Here is a 15176-nt window from a genome sequence, read left to right as displayed (position 1 = left end):
AATACTTAAAAACAAAACAGTATTAGTTGTTATCTTTTGGGTTTACTTTTTCTATTTGAACACGTAAAAATATTTTATTGTACATTTTTTCAAAGTAGCCTGATAGATCTTTATTGCCGAGATATTTAAATGCGTCAATGTAATACTTTAATACTTGCTTTAAATGTATCTTGTCATTTTTATCTTTGCTTTTTGATAACTCACCCACCCATTGTTTGCATATTTGTTCGCCTTTGTTTTTGTCGATTTTGTACTCAACTAACCCCATCATATCGCACCCTGGCAGGTAATTATTGTAGCACGAACCAGAAAAATATATAAATGCACTTTTATAATCACCTTTTTTTAGAAGCTCAATAGCTTGGTTATAAAGGATTTGCCCATTTGAAGCCTCTTTTGAGTGCGAATTTATACTAAATAATAAGGAGAATATAATAATGATTAAAAAAAATTTCATAAATTTTATAATAAACCAATTTTTTGTAAATGCAATTTTTTAAAAAAAAAAGGGAGAGGCCCTCCCTTTTTTTTAGCTCGCAGGCAGTAGTGTTTTTAGCAACACCGTAACTAAAATAACAAAAATTAGTGCTAAGACTCCAATTAAGTATTGCATGGAGTACTCTTTTGATTCTGTGCGGTTTTTATTTACATAAGATACAATATATTGCATAAAACCCATAAAAAAACCGCCTATTGCCAACGTTATGATAAATGAAATTACAGTGTTTGCGTTAAATAGTGTATGCCAGTAGACTTGACCTAAATTACTTGAAACATAAAAGTCTTTTTCAAAAGGAAATCCAAATATAAATATAGCCATACCGACAAGCATGCCTAGCCCAAATACCATAGCGTCTTTTTTGCCACTTGCGATAGCTGCTACTGATGTTCCAGGGCAATAACCGCTCATTGCCATGCCCACGCCAAAGAGCAACCCTCCAAATATATATGGCCACAAATATAAATTTGGCGTCCAGATACTTGGTATTTGGATAAGTCCTAGTGAGCTAAATATTAAAAACCACAATGTGGACGTTAATATAGCTGAAATCATCATTTGTATAACGCGGTTGTTTCTAAAATAAAATTCGTCTGTAATATTTTTTCCAGAAGCAAAGCCTGTTGCTTCTAAAAAAAAGCCAAACAAAAATCCACCAAATATTGAAAAAAGCATATTTGCATGGCCAGAAATAACACCGTTTATATAAAGTGGAGCACTCATAACCATTGCCTCCTAAATAATCTTGCAGTTAGATAAACGCCGGCAAATACGCAAAATAAAAATAACCAACCACCCACTGAAAAAGCCCCTGCTCCAGCTAAGCCTTGGCCACTTGTGCAGCCCCTTGCGTACCTTGTGGAGTACGCAATTAAGATGCCCCCAAAGAAAGCCATTGCATATCTATATGACGTCGATGTGCTAGAGCCTTTGTCTGTAGAAAATCTTAACCTACCACCTATGAGTGCGCTTACAAAACCTCCGATAAATATGCCAATATCAATGAAAAATATACGGTTGTATAAAATGTGAGTGACACCATGATCCCCTAAACTGCTTGCTGTATAACCATTTGAAGCAATATAGGATTTAGAAAACAAAGCTATAATGAAGCTTGATAACTGTGAAAAACCTCCACTTGCACCAAAACCTGCACCAGATACATAATAAAAAATAAAAAGCGTGGTACCAACAAGAAAACCACCAATCAACGTTCCCCAATAACCTCTTTGTTGCATAAAACCTCCCTTTTAAAAATCTTATTCGAAGTTTATTATTTTTGAGTTCAATATCAAGAATGATTTATTTATTTAAATTACTTACTTATTTAGAGATAAAACCGCGACAGTTTCAAAATGGTACGTGTTTGCAAACATATCTACCAAAAAAATCTTTTCAAGCGAGTAGTTCTTAAGCATTGAAATATCTCTTGCAAGTGTTGGTGGTTCACATGAAACATATATGATTTTTTTTGGTTTTTTTTCATTAATAAAATTCATTAAACTTGGGCTGCCACTTCGTGGAGGGTCCAGAATAATTGTACCAATGGGTTTTTTGTAATGCAATGGTTTATTTAGGTCGCATCGATTAGCATTTATTTTAAGCGATAGTCTTTGTGCATTTTGTTGAAGCTTTTTTATAGCAATTTTATCAATCTCAAAAGCATCAACAGAGTGGCCAAATAAGCCCAATGGAATCGTGAAATTTCCAATACCACAAAATGCTTCAAGCACATTATCATTATCGACCAAACTTGTGACAATATTAACAAGTTCTTTGTTTGCATGTAAGTTTACCTGTGTGAAAGAGCCCATTTCATACTCAAGGTAGGTATCTTGCGCTATAAAGGACAAATCCAGTTTAAGCGTGTCACCCTTTTTTGTTGTTAATTTTGAAAAGCTATCGATTTCTATATTACTTTCTTTGTGGTTTTTTATGTAATGATTGATTTGTTTTTCAAGAATCGGACAAAAGTCTATTTCTAAAAAATCATTTGAGTTCTGCTTAAAAAATCCTATTTTTTCATCTTTTTTTTGGAATTTAACCCTGTGTCTATAAAAAGTTTGTTTAGTTTTTATTACATTGACATTTTCAGCTGTAATATTGCCTATGCGTTTTAGTATGTTTTTTAAAATTTGCGACTTTATATTGAGTTGCTCGCTGTAGTGAATATGCTGGTAATGACATCCACCACATATGCCAAAATACTTGCAAAACGGCTTTTTTCTATTTTTTGAATCTTCAATAATTGTTACAACTTCTCCTAAAATATAATCCTTCTTTTCTTTAGTTATCTTTATTTTTACTTTTTCTCCCTGGATAGTAAATGGTATAAATATGATTTTGTTTTTTAAATATGAAAATCCATATCCTCTATAAGCTTGGTCAACAATTTGCACTGTCTCAAACACAAAAAAATTATACACAAAGTTTAACATAATTACAAAAAATTGAAACATTTATTGATTTTTTTCACTTGAATTAAAAAAAATTATGCAATATATTAATAAAATATAAGGAGGCTTTTATGAGAAAAGAAACAGATTCTATGGGAGATATATTGGTGAAAGACCAGGCATATTGGGGTGCACAAACGCAAAGAGCCATAGAAAATTTCCAGGTATCAAAAAAACCCATGCCTTTAGATTTTATCTATGCTTTGGCAATTGTGAAGCTTGCTTGTGCGCAGGCAAATAAGGAGCTTGGGCTTCTTGAAGAAACAAAAGCCAATGCGATTATACAAGCTTGTGAAGAAATTTTAGATCATAAATTTGATGATCAGTTTCCCGTGGATGTTTACCAAACAGGTTCTGGCACTTCGACCAATATGAATACTAACGAGGTGATAGCAAATAGAGCAGTTGAGATCTTAGGTGGACAAAAAGGACAAAAGCTAATTCACCCAAACAATGATGTTAATAAAGGCCAATCAAGCAATGACACAATACCAACCGCTATGCACATAATGATAGTAAAGCTTGCAAGTGAAAAATTATTGCCCGCTTTGAATAATTTGGAAGAATCACTGGAGCATAAAGAAAAAGAATTTTACAATATAGTAAAAATTGGTAGGACGCATATGCAAGATGCTGTGCCTATGCGATTATCTGATGAATTTGGCGCTTACAAAACTCAAATTATAAATAATAAAAAACGCATTGAATTTAGTCTCACTGGATTAAGAGAGCTTGCTTTGGGGGCAACGGCAATAGGCACCGGCTTAAATGCCCCAAAAGGGTTTGCGAAGTTAGCTATAGAAAAAATATCCCAGCTTACCAATGTTGCATATAAGCACTCACCAAATTTATTTGAAGCAATTGCATCAAAAGATTCTGTTAATTTTTTTGCATCAAGTTTATCTACGCTAGCATCAAGCATGATTAAAATCGCAAGCGATATTAGGTTTTTATCATGTGGACCGCGTTGTGGTATCGGTGAGTTAATATTGAAGGATTTACAGCCTGGTAGTTCTATAATGCCTGGTAAAGTTAACCCGGTTATACCAGAATCAGTTTTGCAGGTATCCTATAGTGTAATTGGCTATACCCAGATAATTAACCTGTGTGCTCAAGCTGGTGTGTTGGAATTAAATGTAATGATGCCAGCTATTATCTACCATATAAATGAAGCTATAAATATAATGTCAAATGTTATTAATGATTTTAGTGAGAAATGTATTATGCCGCTTAGGGCAAATAAAGAGCGCATAAATAGTTTTGTTGAAAACTCTTTAGCACTTGTTACGCCTTTGGCTCTAATTATTGGCTACGATGCAGCAGCTGCAATTGCTCATGAAGCCTACCTTGAAAATAAAACGATAAAAGAAGTTGTTTTAGCAAAAGGCATATTAACCAAAGAGCAAGTAGAAGAAATCCTGGATCCGCACAAGATGATCTAGATTTTTCTTACCACAATAGGCTTAACTGGAGAGTAGATATCAATTACAGGCTGGTTTTTTAGCAACTCCAAAGCTTTTTTTACTTTGTATTGGTAAGATAAATGAGTATATATCTTGTAGCCAATTAATACTAAAAGCAAAACCAGTATTAAAATAAAAATTTTTCTTGCACTCACAAATTCAAAAATATTCAGTTTTGGAAAATTGTCAAGATGCTTTATTGGTAGTTTTTTAAATTTTCTTTAGTCATATATTGACTAGTATAGTTTTTTGGTATAATTTTAAAAAAAAGGAGGTTGATATGAAGTTAGAAGGTAAAAGTATAGGTTCGCTTCATTTAAAAAACCCATTTATTGCTGCACCTGTAAAAACTGCTTATGCAGATCTTGATTCTCATGTAAATCAAAGGCACATTAATTATTATACTAATTTAGCCAAAGGTGGAGTTGCTTTAATTATCATCGAGCCAACAGCTGTATTAAAAAGTGGCAAGGAACACCCAAAACAACTCTGCATTGACAGTGATTATTGTATAGATGAACTTTTTCAAATAACAAAAACCATTCACGACAATGGCTCTTTGGCTTGCATAAACTTAAATCATGCAGGCAGAGCAGCAAACCCCAAAGCAAGCGATGGCGTTGTTTTATCACCTAGTGCAATTATGTGTCCATCTACTATGCAAACACCCAAAGAACTTACAAAAGATCAGATTAAGGAAATTGTCGAAGCATTTGGAAAAGCAACAGCAAGAGCCAAAAAAGCAGGTTTTGATGCAATAGAAATTCAAGGTGGTATGGGCTATTTAATTGCACAATTTTTAAAAGAGCGAACCAATAAGCGAAAGGATGAATACGGCAAAGATAAATTGCTTTTTGCCAAAGAAGTGTTTGAACAAGTAGCCAAATTTAGTGATGGTTTAGATTTAATTTTAAGAGTTTCTGCTAATGAATTTGTAGAAGGTGGTATAGATGAGCAAGATAATGTAGCATTAATTAATCTAGCTAAACAGTACGGTGTAAAAGCCGTTCATGCTGGGCTTGGTAATGCGTGTGATACACCACTGTGGTATTACAGTTATGCATCAACATCTACAGATAAACAAATAGAGTCATTTAAAAAACTCAAAAGCCTGATAGATTTACCCATTATTGTTGATGGAAGAATGGGTAACCCAGAAAGAATAAATAATTTGCTAAAAGAAGGCTGGATTGATTTTTTTGGTCTTGGGAGATCACTTGTCGCTGATCAGTATTTTGTCAATAAGTTGCTAAATGATGAGTTTGACAAAATATGGTACTGTGGTGGCTGTTTGCAGGGTTGTCTATACAATGTAAGAAGCGGCATAGGTCTTGGATGTATAACAAATCCTTTTGTGGACAAAAATTTTTTTGAACCTTCTGGCAAAAAATTAAAGGTTTGTGTAGTAGGTGGTGGTCCAACAGGTATTGCAGCTGGTATTTATGCTAAAATGAAAGGCTATGATGCAATAGTTTTTGAGAAAAAAGAGCTTGGTGGTCAATTTATATTAGCTACAAAAGCTCCGTATAAAGATGCTATGCAAAAGCCACTAAATGCCCTAATTAATGAAGCCAAAAGAAGAGGCGTAGAATTTAGCTATGAGCAAGCAACATACGAAAAGATCCAAGCTCTAAACCCTGATTTAGTTGTTATAGCAACAGGTGCTAATTCTCAGATACCAAACATCAAAGGCTTAGAATCAGAATATGTTATCGATGCGTTTAGCTTTTTTGAAGGAAAGGCTAAGCCAAAAGGTAAAAGAGTGTTAGTTTTAGGTATTGGCTTAATTGGCAGAGAAGCTATAGAAATACTAGCTAATCAAGGTTTTGAAGTTGTAGGTGTTGATATTTTGAGTGATCTGACGCAAGATTTTACGCTTGCAAGGCTTAAAAATAACTCAAATGTTAAAATGTTTACAGGCACAAGTGTTGAAGAATTTACTAAAGACAGCGTATTTGCAAGGCAAGAAGATGAGGCTATAAATTTAGGTAAGTTTGATACTATTATTTCAAGTATTGGGACGAAGTCAGACAGAACGTTATATGAGCAAATTAAAGATAAGTTTAAAAATATAGAGATTATCGGAGATGCAGCCAAAGTAGTTGATATTTACACAGCTACACAGTCAGCGTATGATTTGATGGATAGATATTAATTTTGTTTTTGCTTTTTTGGATAGGCTAGTCGTGCCTATAGTGTATCGCTACTAATTTGGCAAATTTAAAAAAAAGCTCTGTTTGTTTAGTTGAAGTAAAAAATCACGGCACAATTGAGAGAAAAGTCTAAGTTTTTTGGTGCCGGGGGCGGGAATCGAACCCGCATGGGGTTGCCCCCACTGGATTTTGAGTCCAGCGCGTCTACCAGTTTCACCACCCCGGCTTGAAGATAAGACAATATTATTATGAACTAATAAAAAAGTCAAGTTGTAATTTTTTAAAAGCTTTTCTTTAGTTCAAACAAAATTTTGCCTAAATCTTTTATATTTTCTTGTTTTAGTTCTATAACTTTGTACTCAAATTGATTACCTAGAAACTCTCTAAAATCTTCTAAAACAAACATAGCTCCAGATTTATCTGTGCCGGGTAAAATTAAAGAAACAAAACTATTGCTTTCGTTAAAAAAAGCATCTGAATTTCTTAATATTTTATTTAAAAGCTCGACTGCATATTTTAGATCCTGTGGATCTTCAAACTTTAATATTGCAATAGAAAGAAAATCCAATGAGTCAATGAACTCATCTAAATTTAACTCTTTCTTTACTCTTGCAATGTTTGCAAAAGAATAGTTAATCAAACTTTGCAAGCAAGACAAATCAAACACTTGCGCCATTTTGTACCTCTTTTTTGTTAAACTTATGAAAATTATATAATTAAAACGATTAATTTTCAAGTAAATTGCTTATTTGTATAAAATATTACTTAGATTTTGTAAGGAGGTCTAATTTTTATGTTTAAAAAGTTTTTAGCTTCATGTGTGGTTGTAAGTTTGATGGATTCGCCAGTTTTGGCTAACCAAAATACAACAAAAAACTCCTGTAAAAACCGAAAAGAAAACTACTGTAAAGAAAGCTAGTGCCACAAAAGCTCCTACAAAGGCAGCTTGCAAAACCAGCAAAACCAAAAGTAGAAGGCGGCTAAGTCCTTCACTAAAGGCCAAAGAAGGCCAAAGATAAAGACTTTGGACTTGATTTATTTAACAATAAGCAGTATAATTATAATATGACGATGGATTTTAATACGGTTGATTTTTTTTCTTTTACATTAAAAAGCGTTATTTCTATTTTTGCAATATTAAATCCATTTGGTGCATTACCTGTTTTTGTTAGTTTAACTCAAAATTATTCTCAAAATGATAAACGCTATATTGTAAGACGTTCTATATACTTTGTAGTTGGTATATTGACATTTTTTTTCCTTTTTGGCGAGCTATTATTTAAAATATTTGGCATAAACATAGGTTCTTTAGAGGTTGCAGGCGGTATATTGTTGTCTTTAGTTTCTATCAATATGGTATTTGGTAATCCATACAAAGAGCGCACTTCCAAAGATGAGTTAGCAGAAGCTGAAGATAAAGAAAATATAGCGCTTGTGCCACTTGCTATACCACTGTTGTCTGGTCCTGGTGCTATTGCTACAGTTATTACACTTTCAACATCGGTTGAAAATCTTTTCCTATATGTGGCAATTTTTATAGCTATTATTATTTCATGTATTGCAGTATATTTTGTTCTTATTAGTTCTTCTTATTTAAATAGTTTTTTAGGTAAAATTGGCATTGGTATAATTTCAAGGCTTATGGGTATAATACTGCTTGCAATTTCTGTACAGTTTATAGTTAATGGCCTAAAAATACTGTTTCCTGTAATTGCAAAATAATACTAAAGTTAAAAAAGCATTGCAAAATTTATTCAAAATATTAATTTGACTAAATGAATTTTTTTAGTAGATTAGTAGTTGTTAATTGTTTGTGAGAGGTTAAAATGAGGCAATTATCAAAAGAAGAATTTAAAAGTTTAACGTACGAAAAGATTTTTGAATTATTAGAAACAAGCGAAAGCGGTTTAAGTGCTAAAGAGGTTGCAGAAAGGCAACAAGAGTTTGGTTTTAATGAAATACCTGAAAAAAAGCAGTCATTGATTGTTTTGTTTTTAAAAAAATTTTGGGGTCTTACAGCATGGATGCTCGAATTTATAATAATCTTGTCAATTTTTTTAAAACACTACATAGATGCGTATTTTATAGGTGCTCTTTTATTGTTAAACACTATATTGAGTTTTTATCAAGAGTCTAAATCGTCCCAAGCGGTTGAGGCACTAAAGAAACAGCTTGCAATAAAGGTGCGTACGATAAGAGACCAATGGGTGTTAATTGATGCAAAAGAAGTGACAATTGGTGATGTTATAAGAATTAGGGCAGGGGATTTTGTTCCAGCAGATGTCAAGATAATAGATGGGTCTGTTGGGGTTGATCAATCTTCTTTAACAGGAGAATCTCAGCTTATACAAAAATCAAGCAACGATATTTTATATTCTGGTTCAATTATAAAAAATGGAGAGTGCACAGCTGTTGTGGCATTTATAGGTAATAATACTTATTTTGGAAAGACTACTGAGCTAGTTGAGCTTGCAAAACCAAAGCTTAATATTGAGAACATGATTACAAAAGTTGTAAAATTTTTAATGATTATTGTTGTAGGCTCACTGGTTTTAACTTTAATAGTCTCTTATATCAGAGACGAAAATCTCTTTGCTTTATTACCTTTGATGCTCATTTTACTTGTTAGTGCAATACCTGTTGCGCTACCAGCCATGTTTACCGTATCAATGGCACTGGGGTCCCAGCAATTATCAAAGAAAGGCATATTGGTTACAAGGCTAAATGCTTCAGAAGATGTAGCATCAATGACAACGCTTTGTGCAGACAAAACTGGTACAATAACAGAAAATAAACTTTCTTTGTCTAAAGTTAAGCCAGTTTCTAATTTTTCTGAGCAGGATATTTATGTGTTTGGTGCACTGTGCAGTCTTGAGGCTAACCATGACCCGATAGATTTGGCCTTTATAAGTGCTTGTAGACAAAAAAACATCGATTTGTCAGGTTATGAGCAAATAAATTTTATACCTTTTGATCCAAAATTAAAACGTACACAAGCAGTTGTGAAGTTTAACTCAGAACAAACTACCATTACAAAAGGTGCATACGAGGGTATTTGCAATATATGTCCGGTTAATGATGAAAAATTAAAGACAGAGCTTGATCAAACGGTAAATGAGTGGGCAGCAAACGGCTACAAAACAATTGCAATATCAATTGAAAGAAGTGACAAAATAGAGTTTGTAGGTATTAGTGCGCTTTATGATCCACCCAGGAAAGATTCAAGTGTTTTTATTAAAGAATTACGCAAACTTGGTGTAAATATAAAAATGTTAACAGGCGATGCAAAACCTATTGCAAGAGAAATTGCAAGACAGGTAGAAATTGGCGTCAGCATTGCAGAACCTCAGGTTATTAGACAGGCTATATCTACCGATACAAAAACGGCTTATGACATTGCAAGTAAAGCCGATGGTTTTTGCGAAGTATTGCCAGAAGATAAATTTTATATTGTTAAAGCTCTACAAAGCGGTAATGAAATTGTAGGTATGACAGGTGATGGTGTAAATGACGCACCAGCTCTTAAGCAAGCAGAGGTAGGTATAGCTGTAAGCAATGCTACAGATATAGCAAAAAAAGCCGCAAGTGTAGTGTTGCTTGAAGAAGGCTTAGGCACAATTGTAAACCTTATTAAAATGGGTCGCATTATCCATCATAGAGTATTGAATTGGATCGTAAATAAAATAGTTAAGACTTTTCAAACGGTTGTATTTGTATGTATTGCGTATTTAGTTACTGGTAAGTTTGTTGTATCGGCTTTGGATGTTGTTTTGCTGCTTTTTATTATAGATTTTGTAACCATATCGTTTTCTACAGACAATGTAAGATGGAGCAGAAAACCAGAAATATTTAACATAAAGCCTATTGTAAGGGTAAGCGTAATAGTTGGTATTTTAACTGTCCTAGAATCTTTGTTTATTTTGTATATAGCAGATAAAAATTTTCAGATTTTCGCAAACGAGCATATGCTTCATTCTTTTGGCTTTGGTATACTGTTATTTTCTAGTGTATTTAATGTTTTTGTTATAAGAGAAAGAGGGCATTTTTGGGAATCTATCCCAAGTAGGGTATTGCTCATATCTATGTTTGCCGACATAGTAGTTGGAATTTTGATGATTAGTTTTGGTATCATTGTAACTAAATTGCCATTAGTGTTGCTAGTATTATTGATTTTTTATCTTATACTGGTATCAATACTGAATGATTTTATTAAAGTAGCATTAAGTAAACGCTAAAAAACCATAGCTGCAATTTTGGTCAGTGCATTTTTTGCAGTATCTTGCAAAAAAATATATGGTTGACAAATGTGTGTAGCCTCTTTTGCAGGATTTATTGTAATAATTTTAGAACCATAAAATTTTAACTTATTTGCAACATAATCGTTTGTTGGCACAGCGCCGCTTGATCCGATTAAGAAAACCACATCTGGATATTTGCAGTTGTTTATAAAACTATAATAATTGTTTGCTTGATATTCGTTTTCAATATAATCCCAATCGCCAAACATCAATATATTTGGCCTAAGCAAACTTCCGCATACAGGGCAATAAGGCAGGTTGCTTGCTTGCATTGTAGTCTCATCCAAAGTGCACAAGGGCACATTATAATTTTCTTGTACATAGTAGCTACAGGCCAGCCCTCTTATGCACTGAAGTCTCCACATAGAACCGTGAACTTCATAAACACTTTCTTTGGGAGCACCAGAGAGCAAGTGATAGCCATCTGTATTGGTTGTATGTATAAATGACGATTCAAACAATTTTTTCATTAATCGCACAATAGCATAATAGCCCTCATGAGGCGTATTTTTATGGGCATTACGTCTGCGCCATTCGTAAAATGCCCATGCATAGAAAGGGCGTAACTCAAAACTGTAAGGACTTGCTAATTCTTGAGCTTCCAGGCCTTTTTCTTTAAAAACCGGGAAGTTTCGCCAGTAGCCTTCTTTGTCGCGAAATGTAGGTATGCCAGAATCTGCACTCATGCCAGCCCCTGTTAAAAATAAAGCGGCTTTGCTGTTTTTTATAATGCTTTTTACTTCCTCGTAGTCATTTGCTAGCATTGTTGCTCCAATATAAACAGTAAGGGTCAATTGCTAAATAGTCACCAAAATAAGCATCAGCCCTTGCCCTGCAGCCACCACATGTATTAATATAATCACAAGTTTTGCATTTTCCAGTATAGGCGTTAAAGTCTCTCAAATTTTTAAAAATTGTTGAATTGTCCCATATATCCAAAAATGAGTTTTCCAAAATATTGCCAGCTTTGTGCAAAAAATAGCTACATGGCTTAATACTACCATCAAAGCCAATAAAAGCAATGGACTGGCCAGCAATGCACCCCTTTGCTCCACCTGTTGAAAAACTCAAAGAACGACGTTTATAGTCAATGTCGTGTGTTTTTGTGTATAAATCAGCTATAGCGTAATACTCGGGTGCGCAAGTGGGCCTAATAAACATATTTTTTTCAACTAATTCCAGCTTGAAGTGCCACTTTAAAATTTTATAGTAATCAGTTTTTGAGATTAACTCACTGCGTAAATTCTCTGCCCTACCAGTTGGCACAATTATAAACATATACCAGCTTTTTGCGCCTAATGATTTTGCTAACTTGTAAGTATTTTCTATGTCATGCTGGTTTCTTTTTGTAACAGAGGAGTTTATTATAAAAGGGATATCATATTTATTAAAAAGTTTTGCAGCATTAATTGTAGCATTAAAGGCTCCTTCTTGGGCGCGAAAATTATCGTGTATGTAGGCGTTTGAGCCATCTAATGAAAGAGAAACTATATCAAAGTGAGCTTTAATTTTTGTAGCAATCTTTTCGTCAACTAACGTGCCGTTTGTTGCAAGCCCTACCCGCCAGTTTTTGGATTTTGCAAAAGAGGCTATCTCAAAAATATCTGCCCTAAGCAGCGGCTCGCCCCCCGTTAGGACAAGCACAGGCTTAAAACGTTTATCTATATCATCAATAGTTTTTGTTATTTGTTTATAGGTCAATATTTCTTGCAAATCACTGCTTGCATTTGTGCGACAATGTATACAGTTTAGATTACACTTTGGTGTTACCTCAAAAGCTAACCATTTTAGCTCATTCATTAAAACGCTTATTTAAATACTCCCACTTGCTTTTAATTGCTTGTCTTAAAAATTCGATATTTTCTTCAGTTAAGTTTTTATATCGACCCTGCAGTTTTAAATACTCCGTAATATCCACAAATTTAGGCTTTTTAGAAAGTACATATTTGCCATCTATGATCTCATAAAGTGGAAATACACCCGTTTCAACAGCTAATTTTGCAACTTCAATTGTTTTATCCTCTTGAAATTTTTGACCGGGAGGGCATGGTACAAAAATATGTATAAACTTAAAACCTCTAATGGATTTTGCTTTTTCAAATTTTTTTGTAAAATCTTGGGGATATGCAAGTGATGCAGAAGCAATATAGGGCACATAGTGTGCTGCTAAAATCCCCATTAAATCTTTTTTCGGTCTGTCTTTGCCTTCTGGGGTTGTAGTTGTTTGGGCAAAGTAGGGTGTTGCTGAGCTTCTTTGAATGCCTGTATTCATGTAGGCTTCGTTGTCATAGCAAACATAAATTATATCATCATTGCGCTCTGCTGCACCGCTTAGTGATTGCAGGCCAATATCAAATGTACCCCCATCGCCTGCCCAGCCTACAACATTTATATGATCTTTGCCCTGCATTTTAAAAGAAGCCTTGATACCACTTGCTACAGCTGATGTAGTTTCAAATGCGGTATGAAAAACACTTACACCAGCGTAATTTTTACCCACAGGTCCATTAATAATTGTCCAACAACACGCAGGTATAACAAGCACAGTATCTCTGCCAAGAGCTTTTAGTGCCAATCTCATTGCAAGGCTTGCACCACAGCCAGGACACGCTAGGTTATTTGGAAGAGCTATTTCATCTTTTGCTAATTTCATACTTTACCTCACAAGAATAAGCCTTTAATTTGACTATTTTTTGCATCCAAAAAGCAAGAAACAATGTCTGATTCTGTAATGGTATCACCGCCAAGGCCTCCAACGAAGCCCACAACATTGCATAAATCAAGGCCTCCAGCTATTTCGTCTTTAACTATACCACCTTTGCCGTGCGATATATCCCTATCAAAGACGACTATTAGTTTTTTATTGCTTAAAAGTTCTTGTAATTGCTTTTTAGGAAAAGGTCTAAACATATTTATTTTTACAAGATTAACATCAACGCCTTCTTTTCTTAGATTATCTACTGCTAATCTAGCTGTTTGGCTCAATGTACCTAAAGCTACAATAGAGTAATCGCTTATATGCGTTGGATAAACATCAACTGCCTTATGGTACCTGTTTGTAATGTTTTTAAACTCAAGCGCTACATTGTCAAAAATATCAAAAACTTTCAGCATATCTAAATGCTGCTGCTTTTTAATTGCATAATAGTCTTTTGGGAAAGCAAGTGCACCGTATGCCTTTGGGTTTTTAGGATCAAGCGTATCACGATTTATTTTTGCTAATAATGGTTTGGCATCGTCATTACCCAAAATCTCTACAGCCTCTTTTGTATGTGTTAACAAAAAACCATCTAAGCAAACCATTGCAGGAAAAAGTGATCTTTCTGCAACAGCAAAAGACATAATAATAAAATCAAAAACCTCTTGAGAGTTTGCCGCATAAAGCTGTATCCAGCCAGTATCGCGCTGTGAAAGTGAATCTGTAGCTTCAGCCCATATATTCCATCCAGGTGCTATGGCTCTATTTGCATTTGCAAGTACAATAGGCAGTCTTGCACCGCTAGCCCAATGCAACACTTCGTGCATTAAAAGCAAGCCTTGCGAACTTGTTGCTGTAAACGTCCTTGAGCCAGCAATTGATGCACCAATGCAGGCAGCCATAGCAGAGTGTTCTGATTCAACTTTTATAAACTGAGCATTCATTTGTTTTGTATAAATTAAATCAGCAATTTTTTCTATAATTGAGGTTTGCGGTGTTATGGGATATGCGCTTATAACTTCTACATCACATACAGATACGGCCTGTGAAACTGCATCATTTCCACCTAATACTTTTTTCATAAGCACCTCACGCTATCGTAGGCAAGCTTAGCGCCTTGTATGTTTAAATCAGCTTTTTTATCAATTTTGGATTTTATCGCCAAAGCCAGCGTATCAAAAGAGAAATCATTTGTTATTTTACAATAAGCCCCAAGAATTGTAGTATTGATTATCGGTATAGCTGAGCTTCCAAGACCTAAAGAAAGTGCGATATCATTTGCATCCACTGCATAAATGTCTACTTTTTTTTCTTTTACTTTAAGATTTGCCGCATTTGCAATTAAGAACCCATTTTCTTTTAATTTGGCCGTATCTATAACAGATAGACTAAATATTACAGCAATATCTTCTGATTCTATGGGGTAGCGCTGATAAATTTCTGAGTCATCTACGCGAATATAAGAGTGTGACGGTGAACCTCTGCGCTCTGCCCCATAAGAAGGCATAAATTGTACATATTTGCCGCTATCAAAATAACATTGGGCAAGAATTTCACCAGCTACAACAACACCTTGTCCACCTCTGCCATGTAAACCAATGTGCTTCAT

At 34.3% G+C, this 15176-nt stretch carries 16 protein-coding genes and 1 tRNA gene; 5 read left to right on the top strand and 12 right to left on the bottom strand.

Annotated elements, in window-relative coordinates; translation table 11 throughout:
* Positions 1 to 22: 22 nt before the first annotated feature.
* The 4 genes from DESAMIL20_RS08160 to DESAMIL20_RS08145 all read right to left on the bottom strand — a co-directional run bounded on the left by DESAMIL20_RS08160 (position 23) and on the right by DESAMIL20_RS08145 (position 2910).
* Positions 23 to 457 (bottom strand): hypothetical protein, encoded by a 435-nt coding sequence (locus DESAMIL20_RS08160; RefSeq protein WP_086034350.1) that lies wholly within the window; start codon positions 455 to 457, stop codon positions 23 to 25.
* Between the two features lie 72 nt (positions 458 to 529).
* Positions 530 to 1222: a DUF6691 family protein gene (locus tag DESAMIL20_RS08155; RefSeq protein WP_158090561.1), complete on the bottom strand. Its 693-nt coding sequence runs from the start codon at positions 1220 to 1222 to the stop codon at positions 530 to 532.
* The gene (locus tag DESAMIL20_RS08150) at positions 1219 to 1737 is read right to left on the bottom strand and encodes a YeeE/YedE thiosulfate transporter family protein (protein WP_086034347.1); all 519 of its coding nucleotides are present in this window, start codon (positions 1735 to 1737) and stop codon (positions 1219 to 1221) included. Before DESAMIL20_RS08150 ends, DESAMIL20_RS08155 begins: the two co-directional genes overlap by 4 nt.
* 81 nt (positions 1738 to 1818) lie before the next feature.
* On the bottom strand, positions 1819 to 2910 hold the full coding sequence (locus DESAMIL20_RS08145; protein ID WP_158090560.1) for a class I SAM-dependent RNA methyltransferase: 1092 nt from the start codon (positions 2908 to 2910) through the stop codon (positions 1819 to 1821).
* Between the two features lie 116 nt (positions 2911 to 3026).
* Between DESAMIL20_RS08145 and DESAMIL20_RS08140 the strand changes: the two genes are divergently transcribed.
* Positions 3027 to 4397 (top strand): class II fumarate hydratase, encoded by a 1371-nt coding sequence (locus DESAMIL20_RS08140; RefSeq protein ID WP_086034344.1) that lies wholly within the window; start codon positions 3027 to 3029, stop codon positions 4395 to 4397.
* Here the strand turns inward: DESAMIL20_RS08140 and DESAMIL20_RS08135 are convergent.
* Positions 4394 to 4573, bottom strand: a complete 180-nt coding sequence (locus DESAMIL20_RS08135) for a hypothetical protein (protein WP_086034342.1) — start codon at positions 4571 to 4573, stop codon at positions 4394 to 4396. The genes DESAMIL20_RS08140 and DESAMIL20_RS08135 overlap by 4 nt on opposite strands.
* A gap of 125 nt (positions 4574 to 4698) precedes the next feature.
* Here DESAMIL20_RS08135 and DESAMIL20_RS08130 point away from each other — a divergent pair, with 125 nt between their 5' ends.
* Complete coding sequence (locus DESAMIL20_RS08130) at positions 4699 to 6573, top strand: oxidoreductase (protein WP_086034340.1); 1875 nt, start codon at positions 4699 to 4701, stop codon at positions 6571 to 6573.
* A gap of 137 nt (positions 6574 to 6710) precedes the next feature.
* Here the strand turns inward: DESAMIL20_RS08130 and DESAMIL20_RS08125 are convergent.
* Positions 6711 to 6797 (bottom strand) — tRNA-Leu (locus tag DESAMIL20_RS08125).
* 54 nt (positions 6798 to 6851) lie between these two features.
* The gene (locus DESAMIL20_RS08120) at positions 6852 to 7247 is read right to left on the bottom strand and encodes a hypothetical protein (RefSeq protein WP_086034338.1); all 396 of its coding nucleotides are present in this window, start codon (positions 7245 to 7247) and stop codon (positions 6852 to 6854) included.
* A 117-nt stretch (positions 7248 to 7364) separates the two neighbouring features.
* On the opposite strand from DESAMIL20_RS08120, the gene DESAMIL20_RS10810 reads away from it, so the two are divergent.
* From DESAMIL20_RS10810 to DESAMIL20_RS08110, 3 genes are all read left to right on the top strand, one after another.
* A complete protein-coding gene (locus DESAMIL20_RS10810) occupies positions 7365 to 7490 on the top strand; it encodes a hypothetical protein (RefSeq protein WP_275074306.1) in 126 nt (41 codons plus the stop codon).
* 146 nt (positions 7491 to 7636) lie between these two features.
* Complete coding sequence (locus DESAMIL20_RS08115) at positions 7637 to 8293, top strand: MarC family protein (protein WP_204218584.1); 657 nt, start codon at positions 7637 to 7639, stop codon at positions 8291 to 8293.
* A gap of 104 nt (positions 8294 to 8397) precedes the next feature.
* Positions 8398 to 10806 carry a plasma-membrane proton-efflux P-type ATPase gene (locus DESAMIL20_RS08110; RefSeq protein ID WP_086034337.1) on the top strand — a complete coding sequence of 803 codons (2409 nt, stop codon included), beginning with the start codon at positions 8398 to 8400 and terminating at the stop codon, positions 10804 to 10806.
* On the opposite strand, the gene DESAMIL20_RS08105 is transcribed toward DESAMIL20_RS08110, so the two are convergent.
* Genes DESAMIL20_RS08105 through DESAMIL20_RS08085 form a run of 5 tightly spaced genes read right to left on the bottom strand, consistent with a single transcriptional unit; the run spans position 10803 to position 15176 of the window.
* On the bottom strand, positions 10803 to 11633 hold the full coding sequence (locus DESAMIL20_RS08105; RefSeq protein WP_086034335.1) for an SIR2 family NAD-dependent protein deacylase: 831 nt from the start codon (positions 11631 to 11633) through the stop codon (positions 10803 to 10805). The two genes, DESAMIL20_RS08110 and DESAMIL20_RS08105, sit on opposite strands and share 4 nt — an antisense overlap.
* Positions 11620 to 12669, bottom strand: coding sequence for a radical SAM/SPASM domain-containing protein (locus tag DESAMIL20_RS08100; protein WP_086034334.1), 1050 nt, complete (start codon positions 12667 to 12669; stop codon positions 11620 to 11622). The genes DESAMIL20_RS08105 and DESAMIL20_RS08100 overlap by 14 nt, the downstream gene beginning before the upstream one ends.
* Complete coding sequence (locus DESAMIL20_RS08095) at positions 12662 to 13522, bottom strand: 3-methyl-2-oxobutanoate dehydrogenase subunit beta (RefSeq protein WP_086034332.1); 861 nt, start codon at positions 13520 to 13522, stop codon at positions 12662 to 12664. Before DESAMIL20_RS08095 ends, DESAMIL20_RS08100 begins: the two co-directional genes overlap by 8 nt.
* A gap of 8 nt (positions 13523 to 13530) precedes the next feature.
* Positions 13531 to 14649, bottom strand: coding sequence for a transketolase C-terminal domain-containing protein (locus DESAMIL20_RS08090; RefSeq protein WP_086034330.1), 1119 nt, complete (start codon positions 14647 to 14649; stop codon positions 13531 to 13533).
* Positions 14646 to 15176 (bottom strand): 2-oxoacid:acceptor oxidoreductase family protein, encoded by a 531-nt coding sequence (locus DESAMIL20_RS08085; protein WP_086034329.1) that lies wholly within the window; start codon positions 15174 to 15176, stop codon positions 14646 to 14648. Before DESAMIL20_RS08085 ends, DESAMIL20_RS08090 begins: the two co-directional genes overlap by 4 nt.

The organism is Desulfurella amilsii (genome assembly GCF_002119425.1).
GTDB classification, from domain to species: domain Bacteria; phylum Campylobacterota_A; class Desulfurellia; order Desulfurellales; family Desulfurellaceae; genus Desulfurella; species Desulfurella amilsii.
Note: the sequence above shows the minus strand (reverse complement) of the source record. Positions and strands in the feature narration are given on the sequence as shown.

Bases quoted from the DNA above. Each gene is read 5' to 3' on its own strand.
- DESAMIL20_RS08120 (WP_086034338.1), bottom strand. From the start codon at position 7,247: ATGGCGCAAGTGTTTGATTTGTCTTGCTTGCAAAGTTTGATTAACTAT.
- DESAMIL20_RS08155 (WP_158090561.1), bottom strand. From the start codon at position 1,222: ATGAGTGCTCCACTTTATATAAACGGTGTTATTTCTGGCCATGCAAAT.
- DESAMIL20_RS08140 (WP_086034344.1), top strand. From the start codon at position 3,027: ATGAGAAAAGAAACAGATTCTATGGGAGATATATTGGTGAAAGACCAG.
- DESAMIL20_RS08090 (WP_086034330.1), bottom strand. From the start codon at position 14,649: ATGAAAAAAGTATTAGGTGGAAATGATGCAGTTTCACAGGCCGTATCT.
- DESAMIL20_RS08115 (WP_204218584.1), top strand. From the start codon at position 7,637: ATGACGATGGATTTTAATACGGTTGATTTTTTTTCTTTTACATTAAAA.
- DESAMIL20_RS08110 (WP_086034337.1), top strand. From the start codon at position 8,398: ATGAGGCAATTATCAAAAGAAGAATTTAAAAGTTTAACGTACGAAAAG.
- DESAMIL20_RS08095 (WP_086034332.1), bottom strand. From the start codon at position 13,522: ATGAAATTAGCAAAAGATGAAATAGCTCTTCCAAATAACCTAGCGTGT.
- DESAMIL20_RS08160 (WP_086034350.1), bottom strand. From the start codon at position 457: ATGAAATTTTTTTTAATCATTATTATATTCTCCTTATTATTTAGTATA.
- DESAMIL20_RS08150 (WP_086034347.1), bottom strand. From the start codon at position 1,737: ATGCAACAAAGAGGTTATTGGGGAACGTTGATTGGTGGTTTTCTTGTT.
- DESAMIL20_RS08100 (WP_086034334.1), bottom strand. From the start codon at position 12,669: ATGAATGAGCTAAAATGGTTAGCTTTTGAGGTAACACCAAAGTGTAAT.
- DESAMIL20_RS08085 (WP_086034329.1), bottom strand. From the start codon at position 15,176: ATGAAGCACATTGGTTTACATGGCAGAGGTGGACAAGGTGTTGTTGTA.
- DESAMIL20_RS08105 (WP_086034335.1), bottom strand. From the start codon at position 11,633: ATGCTAGCAAATGACTACGAGGAAGTAAAAAGCATTATAAAAAACAGC.
- DESAMIL20_RS08130 (WP_086034340.1), top strand. From the start codon at position 4,699: ATGAAGTTAGAAGGTAAAAGTATAGGTTCGCTTCATTTAAAAAACCCA.
- DESAMIL20_RS10810 (WP_275074306.1), top strand. From the start codon at position 7,365: ATGTTTAAAAAGTTTTTAGCTTCATGTGTGGTTGTAAGTTTGATGGAT.